The organism is Alteromonas sp. 4NS20-0143 (assembly GCF_057542855.1).
The window spans coordinates 285,714-301,960 of the sequence record NZ_BAAJLR010000003.1; the positions used below are offsets into that span (position 1 = coordinate 285,714).

A 16,247-nucleotide genomic window follows, 5' to 3' on the forward strand; every position below is an offset into this window, starting at 1 on the left:
TAACTGAAAGTTACGACGTTGGCATTACATATACTTCTCTTACACACGCTTTGTCGCTGCTTGATAATGCGTAATTAACAGCATCTGCAATATCTTCTGGTGCCAGTTTGTCTTCTTTAGGTTCATCAAAAAATGGTGTATTTACCATACCCGGGCAAATGGTTGTGCATTTCCCTCCCCATTCACGCATTTCCTCGGCTAAGTTTAGACCGAAGCCATAAGCGAACCACTTGCTAGCGCCGTATACTGAGCCTTTAAGAGCAATGCGTCCGGCTACTGAGCCCGTGAGAATAAAATGCCCCTTGCTTTCTCTTAGAAACGGTAACCCTGCTTTCGCTGTATATAAAAGACCGTTCACGTTCGCCCCAAGCATAGTTGACCAATCGCTCACGACGCCCTTTTCAATACCTGGAGAACTCGCGCCCGTTCCCGCGTTAGCGAAAACAACGTCTATTTTATCGAAATGCGCATTTATTTTGGCAAATGCGTTCTCTACTTCGTCAAAATCACTTACATCGGCCTTTACTGAAAACGCATTCTCGCTACCCAACTCTTCCACAAGACTGTTTAGCTTATCTTCACTTCTTGCAACTAACGCAACGCGATGCCCCTCTTGCACGAGTGATTTAGCCGTTGCCTTGCCTATGCCGCTAGACGCGCCCGTGATAACAACTACTTTAGATTGTTTAGTCTTACTCATAATTAGGTTCTCCTTTTTTCTTTCTAGTCACTGAACTCTTTGGAATACTTTCTTCGAGAAAAAATGTGCTCGAGAGAAAGTGCCCGCTTACTTTTAGCTCTACTTACTGATTACTTTGCTCAACATTAAACTAGAGGCTGCAACAAGCGATCCAAAAACGCCGGTCCACAAAAAAACATAAACCACTGATTAATATACGTTTTAATATTACCACCCAAACATTGGTCTGAGCATGTTCTGCTTATTTTTCAACGGGCAAGAAGTTCTTACAGGGCCAAAAACAACAATACGCAAATATCGGTTAATCAATACGCAACTTGTTATTGATCACCATCGCCTTTTCTGGCAACTTCCACGCCTGTTTTCTTTATCTGCGGATACCTCTTATGAGCTGGGGCTTGCTGTCTCTTTTTATTCCCACATTTTTCTTTGTGTCCATAACGCCAGGCATGTGTATGACACTTGCGCTGACGCTGGGCATGAGTATTGGTGTTAAACGTGCCTTATGGATGATGATTGGTGAACTGGCGGGTGTAGGGCTAGTAGCGACTCTTTCCTCTGTTGGCGTGGCTGCACTGTTACTCAATTACCCATCCGTATTCACCGTCCTTAAATACATCGGAGGCGCGTACCTTTTTTATGTAGGCGTGCAAATGTGGTTGTCCCGAGGCAAAATGGCGTTGAAGCCCGATGGTGAAAGTCAGCGGGCCTCTCGTTTAGCCCTTATTTCGCAAGGTTTTATAACCGCCATTGCCAACCCAAAAGGTTGGGCCTTCTTTGTTGCATTACTGCCGCCTTTTATCAATCCTGAACAACCGCTGATGCATCAATTAGCTAGCTTAATCGCCATCATATTAGTGCTAGAGTTTAGTTGCTTATTAATTTATGCATCAGGTGGGCGAACCATGCGCTCTTTATTAATGCAAAGCGACAATGTGCAGTTAATGAACCGAATAGCGGGCACACTTATGATTGGTGTGGGCATTTGGCTAGCGCTTACTTAGCGCTTAAAAAGCGGTTGTTTAGCCGTTTTTTAGCGGTCAGTAGCATGACTACCGCTTTTACTCTGAAAGCCCTATGCAGTATAGTATTAGCCCGTTTCAGATGTGTATTCGAATGCCCAACAAACTACGAAAATTCAGTCGACATCTTCACTTGTGGATCTCCTTGAGTATTTTTCTTCCCGTCATCATCGTGATTGGTAGCGGCCTGCTGCTGCAGGTGAAAAAGGAGATAGACTGGATCCAGCCGCCAACCCAAAAAGTAAGCCAAACTCTTTTAGAAGAAGCAACAAACTCGTCCAGTACCATAATAAGTTCGCATCAGATTTTACAGGCAGTCCAAACCGTATCCAACGCCCAGTTAACGCGCTGGGAAGACATTGACAGACTGGATATTAGACCGAACAAAGGCATCATAAAAGTACGTGGCAATAATCATTGGGAAGTACAGCTTAACGCCTACACTGGCGCGGTGCTGCAAACAGCGTATCGACGTACCGACACCATAGAGTCTATCCACGACGGGAGTTGGTTTTTTGAGGGCGCTAAGCTTTACCTGTTTCTACCCGCCGCTTTGCTTTTGTTTGTCATTTGGTTAACTGGCATAGTAATGTTATTTACCACGCTGAAAAGTAAATATCGGAAAAAACAGGCTCGCTTGCAGCAGTCTAGTTAGTACAACCTGGTCAGTACACTTTAGTTTCAACAAGCTAGTTAAACCAGGCCCGCTGATGCAAGTCTCTTAAAGCCCCCTTAAAACAAGCACTCTAAAGCAAGTCTTTTGAAGCCCCCCTTAAAACAAGCACTCTAAAGCAAGTCTTTTGAAGCAATCACTCTAAAACAAAAACCGTAGCGCAAACTGAATGCTGCGACCTTGAGCAAAAGCCGCCCTGTCATCAGCACTCACGTAAAAAAGTTGATTAGTGAGGTTTCGAATACTCACTCTTCCATTCACTTTATTATTAAACGGTAAAGATGCCCCTATATCTAGGGTCACTACACTATCTAATGACCGCTCTCCATCAGCAACGTCTGTTTTACTAGCCCGATAAAGCACGTTTGAAAAAAAGCGTATAGTGCCCAGCTGGTATCCCACCGTGAGCCGATGATTGTGCGCGGGAATATCCGCGATAACATCCCCGCTCTCGTCCTCACCTTTTATCCAAGCACCGCTTAACTGCAAAGACAACTTGCTATTATCCGGTGCCCAATTAGCCGTATAACTCAGCCCATTAATAGTGGCGCTGTCTAAGTTCACATATTCCAACACATCTTCGCTTACTTCTGTGCGCTCGATATAGTGATGTATCTTTTGACTAAACACTTCTGTGGTTGCCGATAATCGTCTGCTTTTATATGAAAGCGCACCTTGAATGTTTACAGACTGCTCTGTGTCTAAGTTCTCATCACCCAGCACTGTGCCTCGAGGAGTTACTCCAGAGAAAAAACGTTCTGTAAGCGATGGGTTTCTGAAAGCGCTTGAAACATATAAGCTTGCAGACCAGTGAGAAGAAAGCATATAGCTAGCACCAGTGAACCCGCTAACGTTTAGCTTTTTTACGTTATATCCACTTCGATTTTGATACTGCCAGTCAAGGCGTGTACCTACCGCTACAGAAAGCTTCTGGAACGTTCTTGAGGCATCCATCACGCCCGCCAATCCAATCTCACTGGCATCAAGTGTGGTGATGTTAAAGGCGTCAGTCTCCGCAGCTTGTGCAGGGAGCTCTTGTAAAGAAAACTCTTGTATAGAAAGCTCTTGTGAAGAGAGAGCTTGAGCTAATATTGCCGCCTCGGGTGTTACTTGAGCGCCTAGCGATGTTATCGGCGTTTCACTTTCATCAATTCTTACCCCTTCACGTCCTTGTAGTTGAGCTTGCCAATTAACTCGCCACATACCTACACGCTGCCTGCCTCCAATATCACTGCCATAATCGAATGCTTTGCTTCTGCTTTCATTAATGCGTGCTTCTGGCCGTAACGTTTGTGTATCTAATTGAGACTGATGCCACCACACATTACTAGTAATGTTATCGAAAACCGCGCTGACTTTGCCTAGCCAATGGGTATTGTTGGGGTATGTTGTCACTCTATCTTGTGGATAATCACTGCTCGACTTTCCAACATTGCTATTGTGTGAAAACAGCGACCACGCCTCAGTGATATTTGATTGCTCAGGCTGATGTCGTACAAATAGCGCAGCTTGCTCAAATTGCTCAAACAACGCATTGTCATTGGCATCCTGGGTGTTATCTGCATTGCGATAAGAGACTTTCCAATCAGTGCTTCCCGCATACGCATGGCGCTTATCAGTATTGGACGTAAATGAACTGTCCGCAAAGCCTTCATACCCGTATTCTTGGGTCTCACCATTGTTCAGCATTCCGACATAAAGATTCTGCTCATGGGGTGTAGCAATCTGCATGTTAACCGCGCCGCCTATTGCACCAGAACCTAGATATGTCGATGCTGCGCCAGGCACAACTGACACCTGAGTTATCCATGAAGGGGGTATAAAGCCAGCACTTGCACCGGCTCTCCTATCGCTAAAAATAGGAACGCCGTTTAACAAAGTTTGAATTCGCCAGCGGGAAAAGCCGCGAATACTCACATTTTGAATTTGCCCTCCCTGCCCGTTTAGGCTGATTACCGGGGACTGAACTAATACATCATTAATGCTAGTGGGCTCGGCAACTGAAGACTGTGAGTAGTTATATAGGGGAAGGATACGCTCTAGCGTATCGTGGTAGTAGGGTCTCGTAGCCTTTACCACTATATTCTCTACATCTGATTCGTTAGGGCCTAATTTGCTAACCTCTGATTGTTCAAACGTTACTGAATAGGCTGGAAACGTTGTTAACATAAGCGCTGTCATAAGCGGTGTCATAAACGCTAGTCTAATAACTGATTTAAACATAAGCTGTGCACGCACCGCCACAGGTGCACTGCGGATGGTGTGTAAAGAAAAAGAGAGTCGCGAACCTGTCATAGTGCCTATGTTATTTTGTATAGAAAAATTAAGTGAAGATAAAAAGAAAACGGCAGTGAGAACACTGCCGTTTTATAGGGTATAAAACCCCGTTTATTGCATTAACAGTTATTCAGTAATAACCGGCAGACCTACTGTCCATGGGCCGCCAGCATTCACTACTGCACGCTGTAGCTCAGGTACGGTAGTTTGCTGAAGTGCACTTACGCGCTTACTCACTGCAACCAACCCTTCGCTAGCATAACGCAATTGGTCTTGATGCTGCTGAGTAGGTCCATAAGATGACCCCACGGCAGAGCGAGCGTAACGTAAACGGCTGGTTATATTCGCAGGCTTTATTCCTTTGCGGTTGCGAGACTCTAAACCATAAAGCTCTCGACTTAAGGCATTAATTTCAGTCTGCACATCGGCAAATTGTGTTTCAAGCTTGCTGATATCACCCTGAGTACGGTTTATAGCACTGCGAAGTACTTCCATCGTGTCTTTCACATTAGCCAGTACGCTTGTAGTGGTTACCGCTCGTTTTTGAGCATCACTCACTTTACCATCATAGGCAGCACGTTCCTGTACTGTCGCACCTTCTAGTGCACCTTCGTAGATAGACTCAAGCACAAAACTAACAGGTTCGGCTAGCGGCGTTATTGTAGTTCCTTCGCGCTTAAACAGCGTTGCCGTGTAGCTGCCTGGTAACGCCATTAATGCGCCACGTGAACGACTCGCACTTTCTTTATCCGTAATAGGCATTGCATTGGCATAGGTCATATCCCATGTAACTCTGTGCAAGCCTTTCTTGGTGCTTCCTTCTACTCGGTTAACCACATCACCCTCAGCGTCTTTTACTTCAAGGTATACTGCAGGCGCCGCTTCTTGATTTTCTGCTTCCACCGCTTCCCAGCTTGGATACTTCGGATATTTGTCTTTACCCTCCATAAGCTTTTTCTCAGCTTCTTGACGTTTCTCTTTCGCTGTCAGCAGGCTGTCTTTAAGGTAGTAAGTCAGCGTTGCGCCATGCTCTGGGTTTTCAGCTACATAGCGGTCGTCACCGTCTGAATCTGTATGGTTATCGTCTGGTTGATACCACTTAACCGGGCGACTAGGCGCAAACAGCAGAGCGTCTTCTTGCATCGACTTTTTCGTTAACGACCGAAGCGGTGCATAATCGTCGAGTATATAAATACCTCGACCAAAAGTACCGGCCACTAAATCGTTCTCACGACGCTGAATTTTCACATCTCGCGTTGAGATAGTAGGCATGCCACCTTCAAGCTCTACCCACTGCTCTCCACCGTCGACGGTAAAGAAAATACCGAATTCAGTACCGATAAACATCAGGTCTTTATTTTCGTGATCTTGAACAATACGCCACACTAAGTGTTTTTCAGGCAGCTCATCTGCCATGGATGTCCACTTTTTGCCTAAGTTAGTCGACTTAATAAGATACGGTTTATAGTCACCATATTTATGGTTATCTAGTGCAACATACACCGTATTCGGGTCGAAAAGGTCAGCACGAATATCATTCACATAAGCAGTTGCAGGGATGCCTCGAATATCGTCCAACTCTATCTTTTTCCACGATTTGCCGCCGTTCGTAGTAACCTGAATGATGCCATCGTCTGTGCCAACCCAAAGAATATTTTCATCAACCGGGCTTTCAGCAAAGTTTGCAATGGTGTGATACTCAGACATTGCATATAAATCCCACCCCGCCTCGACAGACCATGTTCGTCCCATCATGGGCATATGCATGCGGTTACCATTTTTAGTGAGGTCGCCCGAGAGCGCAGTCCAGCTATCACCACGGTCGTCAGAGCGCCAAACGCGCTGCGATGCAAAATAAATTCGCTTCGGATCGTGAGCAGATACATTAATAGGTGCATCCCAATTGAATCGCTCCGCAGGGTCGCCTGGCAACGGCTGCGGTTTAATATACACTCCTTCCTTCGTGGTCATGTCCACACGAGTGAGGTTACCTTGCTGCCACTGAGAATACACAATATCTGGATTACCCGGTTCAACAGCAGGTTGATGTCCGTCGCCACCTAGGGTTAAAAACCAGTCTTTATTCTTAATTCCTTCTTCGCGATTCGTTCGCGAGGGGCCGCCCTGTGTAGAGTTATCCTGCGCACCGGCATATACATTGTAAAACGGTTTAGTATCATCTGGCGCGACTTTATAAAACTGAGTTAATGGCAAGTTTGCCATAAAGCGCCAGTTATCCATTCTGTCATGAGACATATAAATACCGCCATCAGAACCCATTAAAACAAAATCAGGGTCAGTGGGGTGAAATGCCATCGCGTGATCATCAACGTGTTTGCGCTTAGTATTGATAGGCGTCCATGTTTTTCCGCCATCGTCAGACACTTTACTGTAATTGCTGGCAATGTAGACTCTATCCATTTGGTGCTGATCAGCAAAAATTTCCTGATAGTAGTGAGGGCCCGTACCGCCACCGACTTCATCAGACATCTTCTCCCAACTTGCGCCTTTATTTGCTGAGCGATAAAAACCGCCTTCGCGATTGTCTATCTCAATCGTCGCATAAAGTACGTTGGAGTCGATGGGTGAAATCGCCATTCCAATTTTACCCATGTTACCTTTCGGCAAACCGGTCTTTAATTCAGTCCAGGTTTCGCCGCCATCGTCAGAGGTGTGAATACCGGCTGCTGGGCCTGTACCCACGTAATTTGCAACGGTTCTTTGTCTTGACCATGTTGCAGCATAAAGCCTGTTGGGGTCGTTCGGATCTAGTAGAAGTGATGTTACCCCCGTCCATTCATCATCAGGGGTAAGTACCTGCTTCCAATTCTCGCCGCCATCGGTGGTTTTATACAACCCTCGTTCGCCGCCTTCAGACCATAAAGGGCCTTGCGCCGACACCCACACAACATCGGGGTTTTCTGGATGAATAATAATGTCGGACACATGCTCTGACTTTTTAAGCCCCATGTTTTTCCACGTTTTACCGCCATCAAGTGATTTGTAAACACCATCGCCAAAACTGATATGACGACCGCCGTTATTTTCACCTGTACCTACCCAAACAATGTTTGAGTTACTTGGCGCAATGGTGACATCGCCTATTGAATAAACGGCTTCATTATCAAAAATAGGCTCCCACGTGGTGCCGGAGTTCTTCGTTTTCCACACGCCGCCAGAACCTACCGCGGTGTACCAGGTTGATGGATGGTTTTGATCGATGGCGATATCAGCTATTCGCCCAGACATATAGGCCGGGCCGATACTTCTCATTTCCATCGCTTTAAAGGTAGCGGTGCTGAAAGGGGCGTTTTTATCTGTCTCTGATTTATCTGCAAATGCTGGCACGCTTGACAGTGCCATGGTTACAGCAACTGCAGCGTTAATTATTTTTTTCATTGTTATTGCCTAGTTTGTGGACTTTCCGTTAATGAAGTTACAAACAAGCGTACAAGTGTTCAATGGAACAAACGACCAACTAACGATAATAGAGGTCAGATGCATGGAACCATCTCTATTGGGAAAATGTTGGAGGGTGACTAAAAACACATACGCTGGCCAGTTTCACTGGGCATAGACTGCTGGTAATTTTGATAAACGCGCTAACTCAGAAACAGTTCAAAGTCAGTCCCTAATAAACTGAAAATATGGCACGTGAAAATACAGCACGTCAAAATACGACATAAGGAAATACCCATGACATTTAAATTCAGCTATGCAATTGGTGCAGCGGCGCTTCTCCTTATGCTTGAAGCTGTTTATGCATTCTTAACATCCCCTGAGCTAAATACCCACCACGATAGTTTACAAACCGCATTACTGTTTACCATTCTTGGGGTTTGTTACGAACTTCTTGATACAACAAAACAGACGCTTTAAAGGAATGAGATCAAGCGTAAATAAACGGCTTCGATCACATTGCGCTGTTAAATTAAGCAATTCGTTATATTTGTGCTAATTTTAAGGTATTAGACTTTTGGACCACTGTTTGCCAAAAAGTCGGTAAAAGCACAAATTAAAACAATAACCAAAAGAGCGTAGTTTGAAAAAACAGAGTAGTGAATCTATTCATCCTCTTCATAGAGAATTGCTTGAGCTAATTAAAAACGACGAAAGTTTTTTTTCGTTTGTAGAGCAATCCGCTCTCGATGGAATGTGGTTTTGGGACTTAACTCGCCCAAAGCACGAATGGATGAGTGAAAATTTTTGGAAGACATTAGGCTACGAACCCGCTGAAAAGCAGCATCTAGCGTCAGAGTGGCAAAATATCATTCATCCCGACGACCTCACTCTTGTTAAAGAAAACATACAAAAGCATTGTGACAATCCCTCTCATCCTTACGATCAAGTTGTTCGCTATACGCACAAATCTGGACAAACAATGTGGATCCGTTGCAGAGGCGTAGCGCTCAGAAACAAGGAGGGTAAAGCGATACGCATGCTTGGTTCTCATGTTGATGTTACCGACATAAAAAAACAAGCTATCGCATTGCAAAAGCGAACCCAAACTTTTGAAGAACTCGAAAATACCGCCAATATAGGTATTTGGGATTTAGATACAGAAAAAAACACTATTTGGTGGAGTCGGCAAACCAAACGCATTCACGAAGTGCCTGACGATTACGAACCTAACTTAGCGACAGGTATTAATTTTTACAAAAAGGGGGAAAGCCGCAGAATTATTACTAACGCTGTTGAGCAAGGTATAAAGCACGGTATTTCCTACGATGAAGAATTAGAATTAGTAACTGCAAAAGGCCGCACTATTTGGGTAAGAGCCATCGGCAAGCCAGAATTGGCAGGCAATAAATGCATTAGAATGTTCGGTGTATTTCAGGATATCACCAGCAGTAAGCGTTTAAAGATGCAGCTAACAAAGCAGCATGAACTATTGCGCGTCACGCTGCAATCCATTGGAGATGCGTTAATTACAAGCGATACCAACGGTAAAGTAACATGGCTAAACCCTATTGCAGAGCAACTTACAGGCTGGTCCCTTGAAGAGGCCGAAGGCATGGCGGCATCTGACATGCTCAATGTAATAAATGAGCAAACTAAGACAGAATTACCCAACCCCATTACCCAATGTTTACAGAAAAAACGCACTGTGGAACTAGAGCATTCCACCACGTTACTTTCTCGAGACGGCGCAAAATATGGAATAACTTGTTCCGTCGCCCCTATCTGCACAGAGAGTGAAGAATTGTTAGGCTCGGTGATGGTATTTCATGATGTAACGGAAGAGCGCCAAGCCGGCATGGAAATGAAGCATCGGGCTACGCACGACCCGCTTACCGGTTTTTATAATCGCAGTGAATTTGAGTCGCGACTTAATCCATGCTTAGGCGATAATCGGGGAGATTTGACGATGTACGCATTAGCGTATATTGACCTTGATAAGTTTAAGGCTGTTAACGATACATGCGGACATAACGCTGGCGACGAACTTCTTAAACAAGTTAGTAGACTGCTAAAGGAAAATATAACTAAAAACGATGTTATTGCCCGACTAGGTGGGGATGAATTTGGTCTGCTCTTAGCGGAACCGGATGAAGAGCACGCCTTGGCAAAAGCGCAGAACCTGTGTCAGGTGGTGGATGATTTTCGTTTCTATCATGACAATAGAATATTCCGCATAGGGGCAAGTATTGGTCTTGTGCCAATAACTAGACGGTGGTCGAGTGTGGCCGAGCTCATCAACGCGGCAGACAACGCCTGTTACTCTGCCAAAAAAGCGGGCAGAAATCGCGTATTTGTATGGGAAGAAGAGGAGAAGCGTAGCCACCAGCGTTTATTAGGAAGCAATTGGTCATCACGTATTAAACAAGCAATAGACAGTGAATTATTTGAGCTATTCGCGCAAAGAGTGTTCCCATTGCATTCTCCATCAAAAGATATCTTTTTAGAGGTATTGCTGAGAATGCCAGATGGAGAATCAAATTGGATATTGCCAGATTCATTCTTACCTATTGCTGAGCGCTATGCTCTCTCTCCCCATATTGATTACTATGTAATTAGCAATGTGATCTCTATGCTCGATCGCTGCCAACACCTTCACCGCATTGCCCAAATAAGTATAAACATTTCCGGCCAAACTATTGCTAATCAAGCTTTTATACAAAAGCTTTTGCCATTATTGAAAGACACGCCGCACGCTATCAGAGAAAAGCTGTTTTTCGAAATGACTGAAGCAACCATAACCCGCTCAATGTTAGATAGTGTTGCGTTCGTCACCCTTTTACGTAATGCCGGTATTAAAACTGCACTCGATGATTTTGGTACTGGCGCATCTTCCTTTGCTTATTTAAAAAAATATCAAATAGAACAGATGAAGATTGATGGCAATTTTGTTGGCAATATTCTAAATGATCCGGTAGATGAAATAGCTGTCAAAGCATTTGCCGACATTGCCAAGCTTCGCAACATTGAGGTGGTGGCAAAATCTGTTAACAGCGCGAAACAGTTGCAGCGATTGAAAGAAATTGGGGTGGATTATGCCCAAGGATATTACCTTCACAAACCACAAGCGCTGAATATTGTGCTAGACAGCGCTGCGGAAGAGATAATATCCAAAGCATCAATTTAAGACATTAAGGTCGAGTTTAAAAAGGCGCGCAAAGCAACTTTAAAAGGTTACGATATCATCGTTAATCAAATGCCCTACCACTGCACTTTCTTCGGCATCGACAAATGCCATGTCGATAGCTTTCGCTCGCCCGCTAGTCACTTTTCTATAGTTGGGGTGAGAGTAAATATAGGTTTGTTTAGAGCGTAACGCCTCAACCACTCGCTCTGCCAGCATAGATACCGGAATACCAGATTCGACGGCAGCAGCCGCGGCCTGCGCGCCAGCAATGAGCTTGTCTTTACTCATTCGCTTTTCTTTTGCCACTGCATATTTTTCTTGCCTGTTGCGATAAGACTCGTGAATTCGCGTTTTAACAAAGGCAGGACACAGCACAGATACATGAATACTGTGAGGCTGTAGTTCAGCCATCCAACTTTCGGTCATCGATACCACCGCAGCTTTCGATGCACAATATGCACCCGCATAAGGCATTCCCATCATTCCGGCCATTGACGCCACATTTAAAACCCAGCCGCCTTCACCGTGCTCTTTTATTGCAGGTACTGTTGCCTGTGCACCATAGAGCACGCCCATCACGTTAACATCCATCACCCAACGCCATGTCTCGTGCTCAGCGTCTTCAATCTTGCCAGGTGTACCGCCAACGCCGGCGTTATTAACCACCATATGTACCTTGCCAAAGGCTTCCTTTGCCTTTTCCACAATGGACTCCCACTGCGTATAGTCGGTAACATCTAACGGGCAGGTAAGAACCTTGTACCCTTTTTCTTTTAACGCGTCGCTTGCCTCAGACAACGTGGAAGAATCAATATCTCCCATAACAATGTTCATGCCCTGCTCTGCCAGCGCTTCGGCAACAGCTAGCCCTATACCACCGGCTGCGCCGGATATAATTGCGGTCTTACCGTTAAATTCGTTAGACATATTATTCACCTTTAATACTCTTCATGACTGGCCCTTTTGCTGGTCCTAGTAGCTGGACCTGTTAGCTTGTTGTGTGGCTAAGAGCAGCGACCCATTATTGTTTGATATGTAGAGTATGATGAAGGAAAGTATAGACATACTTTATTTGACTGATTTATTTAGCTTCATGAAATGAATACTAATTTGGATTACAACGTACCGAATTTTATTGTGCATTTTCTCTGCACCGATATAAAAATCAATGTGGTACGTGCTAGTAGGTTAAACAAGCGCTTTTAAACAAAAGCTTAAAGGGCAGTATAACAGTGACATATCCGCTTCACTGACTTAAGGTAAAGATTATCAGAGCGTATTAAAAAGCGCATCTTACTAACAGGTTTATTATGAAAACTACGTTGACTAAAACAAAAACTTTTTCTACTTTTTGCACTGTGTTTTTTACAGCATACATTACGGCGTTCTCCGCATTAACAAGCGCAGCGTCAGCTCCTTTGGTGTCTATCGAAACTCACGATAACTTTTTTAATGCAATAAAAGCCCACTGCGGCAAAGCATTTATTGGAAAGGTGACAAAGGATAACGTAGGCAATACATTCGGCGGCGAGCAGTTGGTTATGCATGTGCGGGAGTGCTCGGATACTCAACTGCATATTCCGTTTCACGTCGGGGATGACGCCTCTCGTACTTGGATTGTCACCAAAACAGGTGCCGGCTTAATGCTTAAACACGACCATCGTAATGAAGATGGCAGTTTTCATACCTCTACCATGTATGGCGGGCACACTGATAGCCGCGGCTATAATGAGGTTCAGTCATTCCCAGCTGATGCATACTCAAAGCAGTTATTTATCGACTCTGGCATTAATGCTTCCACTGACAACGTATGGCAGATGATGATTTACCCAAAGCGTTTTAGTTATCGCTTAGTGCGTCCTGCAAGGGAAGTTCAAGTAGACTTTGATTTAACAACCCCCGTTGAGCTACCAAAAACGCCTTGGGGATATACTCCACTTCCCTAAACAAAAACACTGGCCGAATTAGGCCAGCGCTGTTGTTATTTAGGCCATGCTCATAACATCCAAAAGCGCTTTTGGGAACCATTAGCGCTTTTGAGATCCGGGGCATTTGGCTACCACTATCGACTGATAAAAATCACCCCATCTGGATTATTTCCGGTGGGAAACTCAGCAATAATTTGCTGGGTGTGGATGTCTATCGCCACTATCTTGTTTTTTAAATTTAACGATAAAAAGGCAATATCATGCTCTGGATGCATGGTTATACCCTGCGGCCCCGCCTCTTTTTCTAGGGCTAATGTGCCAAGCTCTTTTTTATTCGTCGCGTCAAAAAAACGAATGTAGTGCTTACGAAAATCAGGCACCATCGCCACCGACTCATCATGGTTAAACAGCACTCGGTAGGGAAAGCTAAAACCGCTCCAAGTTGCAAGTACAGCCTCAGTTTCTGGGTCAACAACCACGAGTTTGCCTTCCTTATTTGCGCCATACCATAACTCTTCTGCGCTCTTGCGATAGTTAATAGCTTCGGGCATTGATAACGTTGGCATGTTTTTAAGCTGCTTTCGATTGCTCATATTCACAACCGATATCGAGTTACTGCCTATATTGGTGGCATACGCTACGCTTTCATCGTTGCTAAGAGTAACCATATGCGTGGTATCTTGGGCTGTCTCGATTTTGTTGGTGACTTTGCCCGTCACCACATTTGCTATACCAAGGTGTTTAGACTTACCAGAGGTAAAAATAATCCGTTCATTGTCGTTTAAAAATTTGGCGCCATGAGGCCCTGGCAGTGTGCGAAGTGGTATTGTCCTCGCTACCTCAAGCGCATTTAAATCGAAAACAGTTAAACTGTCGCCACCCACAAAATCAGTGCTTACTGCCCATTTTTGATCCTCAGACATAACGAGTTCATGGGGGCCTTTACCCGTGGGAAGCGTTTTAATGATGCGCTTTTCGCTAACATCAATAATACTGATACTGTCGTCAGATTTATTCACCACGGCTAAAAGACCAGACTGTAGCCGTTCACCTTGGTATTGGTCTTGATTTTGAGTTTGAATTTCAGATTGATTTTGCACCGCATTCGCCGAATTTAAAAACCCCGCAAACACAAGTAGCATAAAACTAAAACGTTTCATCATTAACCTCTTTGTTTTCATCAATGTACTGTAGTCAGCACGTGTTAGCATTCACCCGCTATTACCCGCGCTGCTACCAGCACTACTACCAACAGTAATAACGCTAATTTTAGATACCTCTGAGCACTTGTGCTGACATGCTAATCGATATCCTTTATCTAATTCCGATGACGGCAAATTCACCTTTTCAGCCGGTGTTATCGCTAAGTGATTATCAGCTAAAAACTTACATTTACCGCACGTACCAGCACCATCGCATAGTGAAGATAAGTGGATCCCTTCTCGAGAAAGCCTTCTAAAAAGGCTACTTTTGGGATCAAGTTTAACGGTTAATGTTGCTGATGAGTTTGAATGAATGTCACTGAAAGGAAGCGCGCTTGAATAAATCACAGACACTGACCGTTTTTTGCTGAAGATTGATAACGAAAAGCTACCTTTCTGATAGCGCTGAACTAACAACATTATGCCCGAGACAGAGAGCATGAGTGCCGATATTGCGAATATAATAATAAGCCCGTGATTAAAGCCCCCGCTACTATCATAATCCATAAAATGAAGGCCATAATCCATAAAATGAAGTTTGAACATTAACGCCTTTAGCCTCGCGTCATCATTCACGTGTTTGATTACTTGGCCGGTTACGCTGTCTAAATAAATTGCAGTATTGTTTTTATCATTGGCAGACACTTTCCACATTGGGTTTTGTTGTGCAGCATAGTCTGAAAACGGCGGTTGAATTAGCTCTGGCCTGCTCAATGCGCTGCCGCCGGTATACGAGCTATTGGCAATCTGTGATATTTGCGCAGGTGTTAGCGCCGTTCTATTACCACTAACCGCATCAAATAATAGTGAAGAGCGAGGTTGATAAGCATGCGGCCCCTGGCGACTAATTACATGATAATAGGGATGCTCGAGCACCCACACTAATTCTATTTTCTTAAGCGGCTCAGTTGAGTGTAAAGGGCTCTCCCCTAGGGCTAGTTCATTAACTGGAAGCATTTTGAGGAAGAAGGCATCTCGGCGAGTAGTTTCCTTAAGGGCTAAGTTTGAGGGCATTGCCGCTCGTAATTCGTTACCGCTCGCTTTTTCAGCGTCCATAAGGTTGAAGTAGAGCCCTGTCACAAGCCAAATTAAAAGCTGGATCCCCACCAATAACGAAAGCCATTTATGCACCCATGCCGCCTTTAGCTTGAAAGACGCCATCAGCGAGTATGCTCACTACGCGCTTCGCCAAAGCGTACAATGAGTAACACGCTTCCTGAAAGCACAGCAGCAACGCCTAAGGCTGCAATAATAAACAGAAACCAGTTTGCAACATTTTCTCCGTCATCGTAATCCATAATATGAAAACGCCACATCCAGTCGAATATTCGCCAGTAATCGTGACGTTTAGTGACGACTTCTCCTGTTTGCTGACTAATATAAAACGTAGGATTGGCAATGCCTTCAAACTCAACTTGCCATACAGGAAGGTAACGGGAGGACAGTTCAGCAGGCATTTCTGCTGAGCTTTGGATCAGCCTAGTATTCTCTATAGCGTCAGATTTAACGTAGTAAAACTGGGCGATTTCACGGGCGGTCTCTTCATCGATACTCGGTTTTCGTACTCCTGTACTTCCATCAACGATAAATTTACTAGAGCCAGTTGAAACAATATAAATTGGGCTACCCATCAACTGCGTGAGAGTGAAGTTAGAAGCATTAGGGTATTGTGCAAATAGCGTAGACATTGAAACCTTGACAGAAGAAAGGTTCAACGTCGTTGATTGAGGCTTTATTAATGATTCTCCGTGTATATAGTGAATATCCATACTTACCATATAAACGCCAGTGAAAGTCCACAGCAGAAACTGTAAGCCTACTGCAGCCATCAACCCTCTGTGGTACTTCCTCGCTGCAGC

12 protein-coding genes are annotated in these 16,247 nt (G+C 44.5%); 5 read left to right on the top strand and 7 right to left on the bottom strand.

The window, feature by feature from the left end; all coding sequences use genetic code 11:
* Positions 1-10 precede the first annotated feature (10 nt).
* A complete protein-coding gene (locus tag AC27HD_RS08510; RefSeq protein ID WP_487105067.1) occupies positions 11-700 on the bottom strand; it encodes an SDR family oxidoreductase in 690 nt (229 codons plus the stop codon).
* Positions 701-1,086: 386 nt separating this feature from the next.
* Here AC27HD_RS08510 and AC27HD_RS08515 point away from each other — a divergent pair, with 386 nt between their 5' ends.
* Complete coding sequence (locus AC27HD_RS08515) at positions 1,087-1,704, top strand: LysE family translocator (RefSeq protein ID WP_032097217.1); 618 nt, start codon at positions 1,087-1,089, stop codon at positions 1,702-1,704.
* A gap of 112 nt (positions 1,705-1,816) precedes the next feature.
* Entirely contained in the window at positions 1,817-2,377 is a 561-nt protein-coding gene (locus AC27HD_RS08520) for a PepSY domain-containing protein (protein WP_487105069.1), read from the top strand.
* 159 nt (positions 2,378-2,536) lie between these two features.
* Here AC27HD_RS08520 and AC27HD_RS08525 read toward each other — a convergent pair whose 3' ends face one another.
* Together AC27HD_RS08525 and AC27HD_RS08530 are read right to left on the bottom strand one after the other, a co-directional pair.
* Positions 2,537-4,690: a TonB-dependent receptor plug domain-containing protein gene (locus AC27HD_RS08525; protein WP_487105071.1), complete on the bottom strand. Its 2,154-nt coding sequence runs from the start codon at positions 4,688-4,690 to the stop codon at positions 2,537-2,539.
* Positions 4,691-4,798: 108 nt separating this feature from the next.
* Positions 4,799-8,071 (bottom strand): WD40/YVTN/BNR-like repeat-containing protein, encoded by a 3,273-nt coding sequence (locus tag AC27HD_RS08530; RefSeq protein WP_487105073.1) that lies wholly within the window; start codon positions 8,069-8,071, stop codon positions 4,799-4,801.
* 297 nt (positions 8,072-8,368) lie between these two features.
* Here AC27HD_RS08530 and AC27HD_RS08535 point away from each other — a divergent pair, with 297 nt between their 5' ends.
* A complete protein-coding gene (locus AC27HD_RS08535) occupies positions 8,369-8,551 on the top strand; it encodes a hypothetical protein (RefSeq protein ID WP_487105075.1) in 183 nt (60 codons plus the stop codon).
* A gap of 163 nt (positions 8,552-8,714) precedes the next feature.
* Complete coding sequence (locus AC27HD_RS08540) at positions 8,715-11,258, top strand: EAL domain-containing protein (RefSeq protein WP_487105077.1); 2,544 nt, start codon at positions 8,715-8,717, stop codon at positions 11,256-11,258.
* A 39-nt stretch (positions 11,259-11,297) separates the two neighbouring features.
* Here the strand turns inward: AC27HD_RS08540 and AC27HD_RS08545 are convergent, their stop codons facing one another.
* Positions 11,298-12,185, bottom strand: a complete 888-nt coding sequence (locus AC27HD_RS08545) for an SDR family NAD(P)-dependent oxidoreductase (protein ID WP_032097220.1) — start codon at positions 12,183-12,185, stop codon at positions 11,298-11,300.
* A 383-nt stretch (positions 12,186-12,568) separates the two neighbouring features.
* Between AC27HD_RS08545 and AC27HD_RS08550 the strand changes: the two genes are divergently transcribed.
* Complete coding sequence (locus tag AC27HD_RS08550) at positions 12,569-13,204, top strand: hypothetical protein (protein ID WP_487105079.1); 636 nt, start codon at positions 12,569-12,571, stop codon at positions 13,202-13,204.
* Between the two features lie 116 nt (positions 13,205-13,320).
* Here AC27HD_RS08550 and AC27HD_RS08555 read toward each other — a convergent pair whose 3' ends face one another.
* Genes AC27HD_RS08555 through AC27HD_RS08565 form a run of 3 tightly spaced genes read right to left on the bottom strand, consistent with a single transcriptional unit; the run spans position 13,321 to position 16,217 of the window.
* Entirely contained in the window at positions 13,321-14,349 is a 1,029-nt protein-coding gene (locus tag AC27HD_RS08555) for a YncE family protein (protein WP_487105081.1), read from the bottom strand.
* Between the two features lie 48 nt (positions 14,350-14,397).
* Positions 14,398-15,519, bottom strand: coding sequence for a PepSY domain-containing protein (locus tag AC27HD_RS08560; RefSeq protein ID WP_487105083.1), 1,122 nt, complete (start codon positions 15,517-15,519; stop codon positions 14,398-14,400).
* A 29-nt stretch (positions 15,520-15,548) separates the two neighbouring features.
* On the bottom strand, positions 15,549-16,217 hold the full coding sequence (locus AC27HD_RS08565; RefSeq protein ID WP_235207727.1) for a PepSY domain-containing protein: 669 nt from the start codon (positions 16,215-16,217) through the stop codon (positions 15,549-15,551).
* Between the last annotated feature and the right edge of the window lie 30 nt (positions 16,218-16,247).

Bases quoted from the DNA above. Each gene is read 5' to 3' on its own strand.
- AC27HD_RS08510 (WP_487105067.1), bottom strand. From the start codon at position 700: ATGAGTAAGACTAAACAATCTAAAGTAGTTGTTATCACGGGCGCGTCT.
- AC27HD_RS08515 (WP_032097217.1), top strand. From the start codon at position 1,087: ATGAGCTGGGGCTTGCTGTCTCTTTTTATTCCCACATTTTTCTTTGTG.
- AC27HD_RS08520 (WP_487105069.1), top strand. From the start codon at position 1,817: ATGCCCAACAAACTACGAAAATTCAGTCGACATCTTCACTTGTGGATC.
- AC27HD_RS08525 (WP_487105071.1), bottom strand. From the start codon at position 4,690: ATGACAGGTTCGCGACTCTCTTTTTCTTTACACACCATCCGCAGTGCA.
- AC27HD_RS08530 (WP_487105073.1), bottom strand. From the start codon at position 8,071: ATGAAAAAAATAATTAACGCTGCAGTTGCTGTAACCATGGCACTGTCA.
- AC27HD_RS08535 (WP_487105075.1), top strand. From the start codon at position 8,369: ATGACATTTAAATTCAGCTATGCAATTGGTGCAGCGGCGCTTCTCCTT.
- AC27HD_RS08545 (WP_032097220.1), bottom strand. From the start codon at position 12,185: ATGTCTAACGAATTTAACGGTAAGACCGCAATTATATCCGGCGCAGCC.
- AC27HD_RS08550 (WP_487105079.1), top strand. From the start codon at position 12,569: ATGAAAACTACGTTGACTAAAACAAAAACTTTTTCTACTTTTTGCACT.
- AC27HD_RS08555 (WP_487105081.1), bottom strand. From the start codon at position 14,349: ATGATGAAACGTTTTAGTTTTATGCTACTTGTGTTTGCGGGGTTTTTA.
- AC27HD_RS08565 (WP_235207727.1), bottom strand. From the start codon at position 16,217: ATGGCTGCAGTAGGCTTACAGTTTCTGCTGTGGACTTTCACTGGCGTT.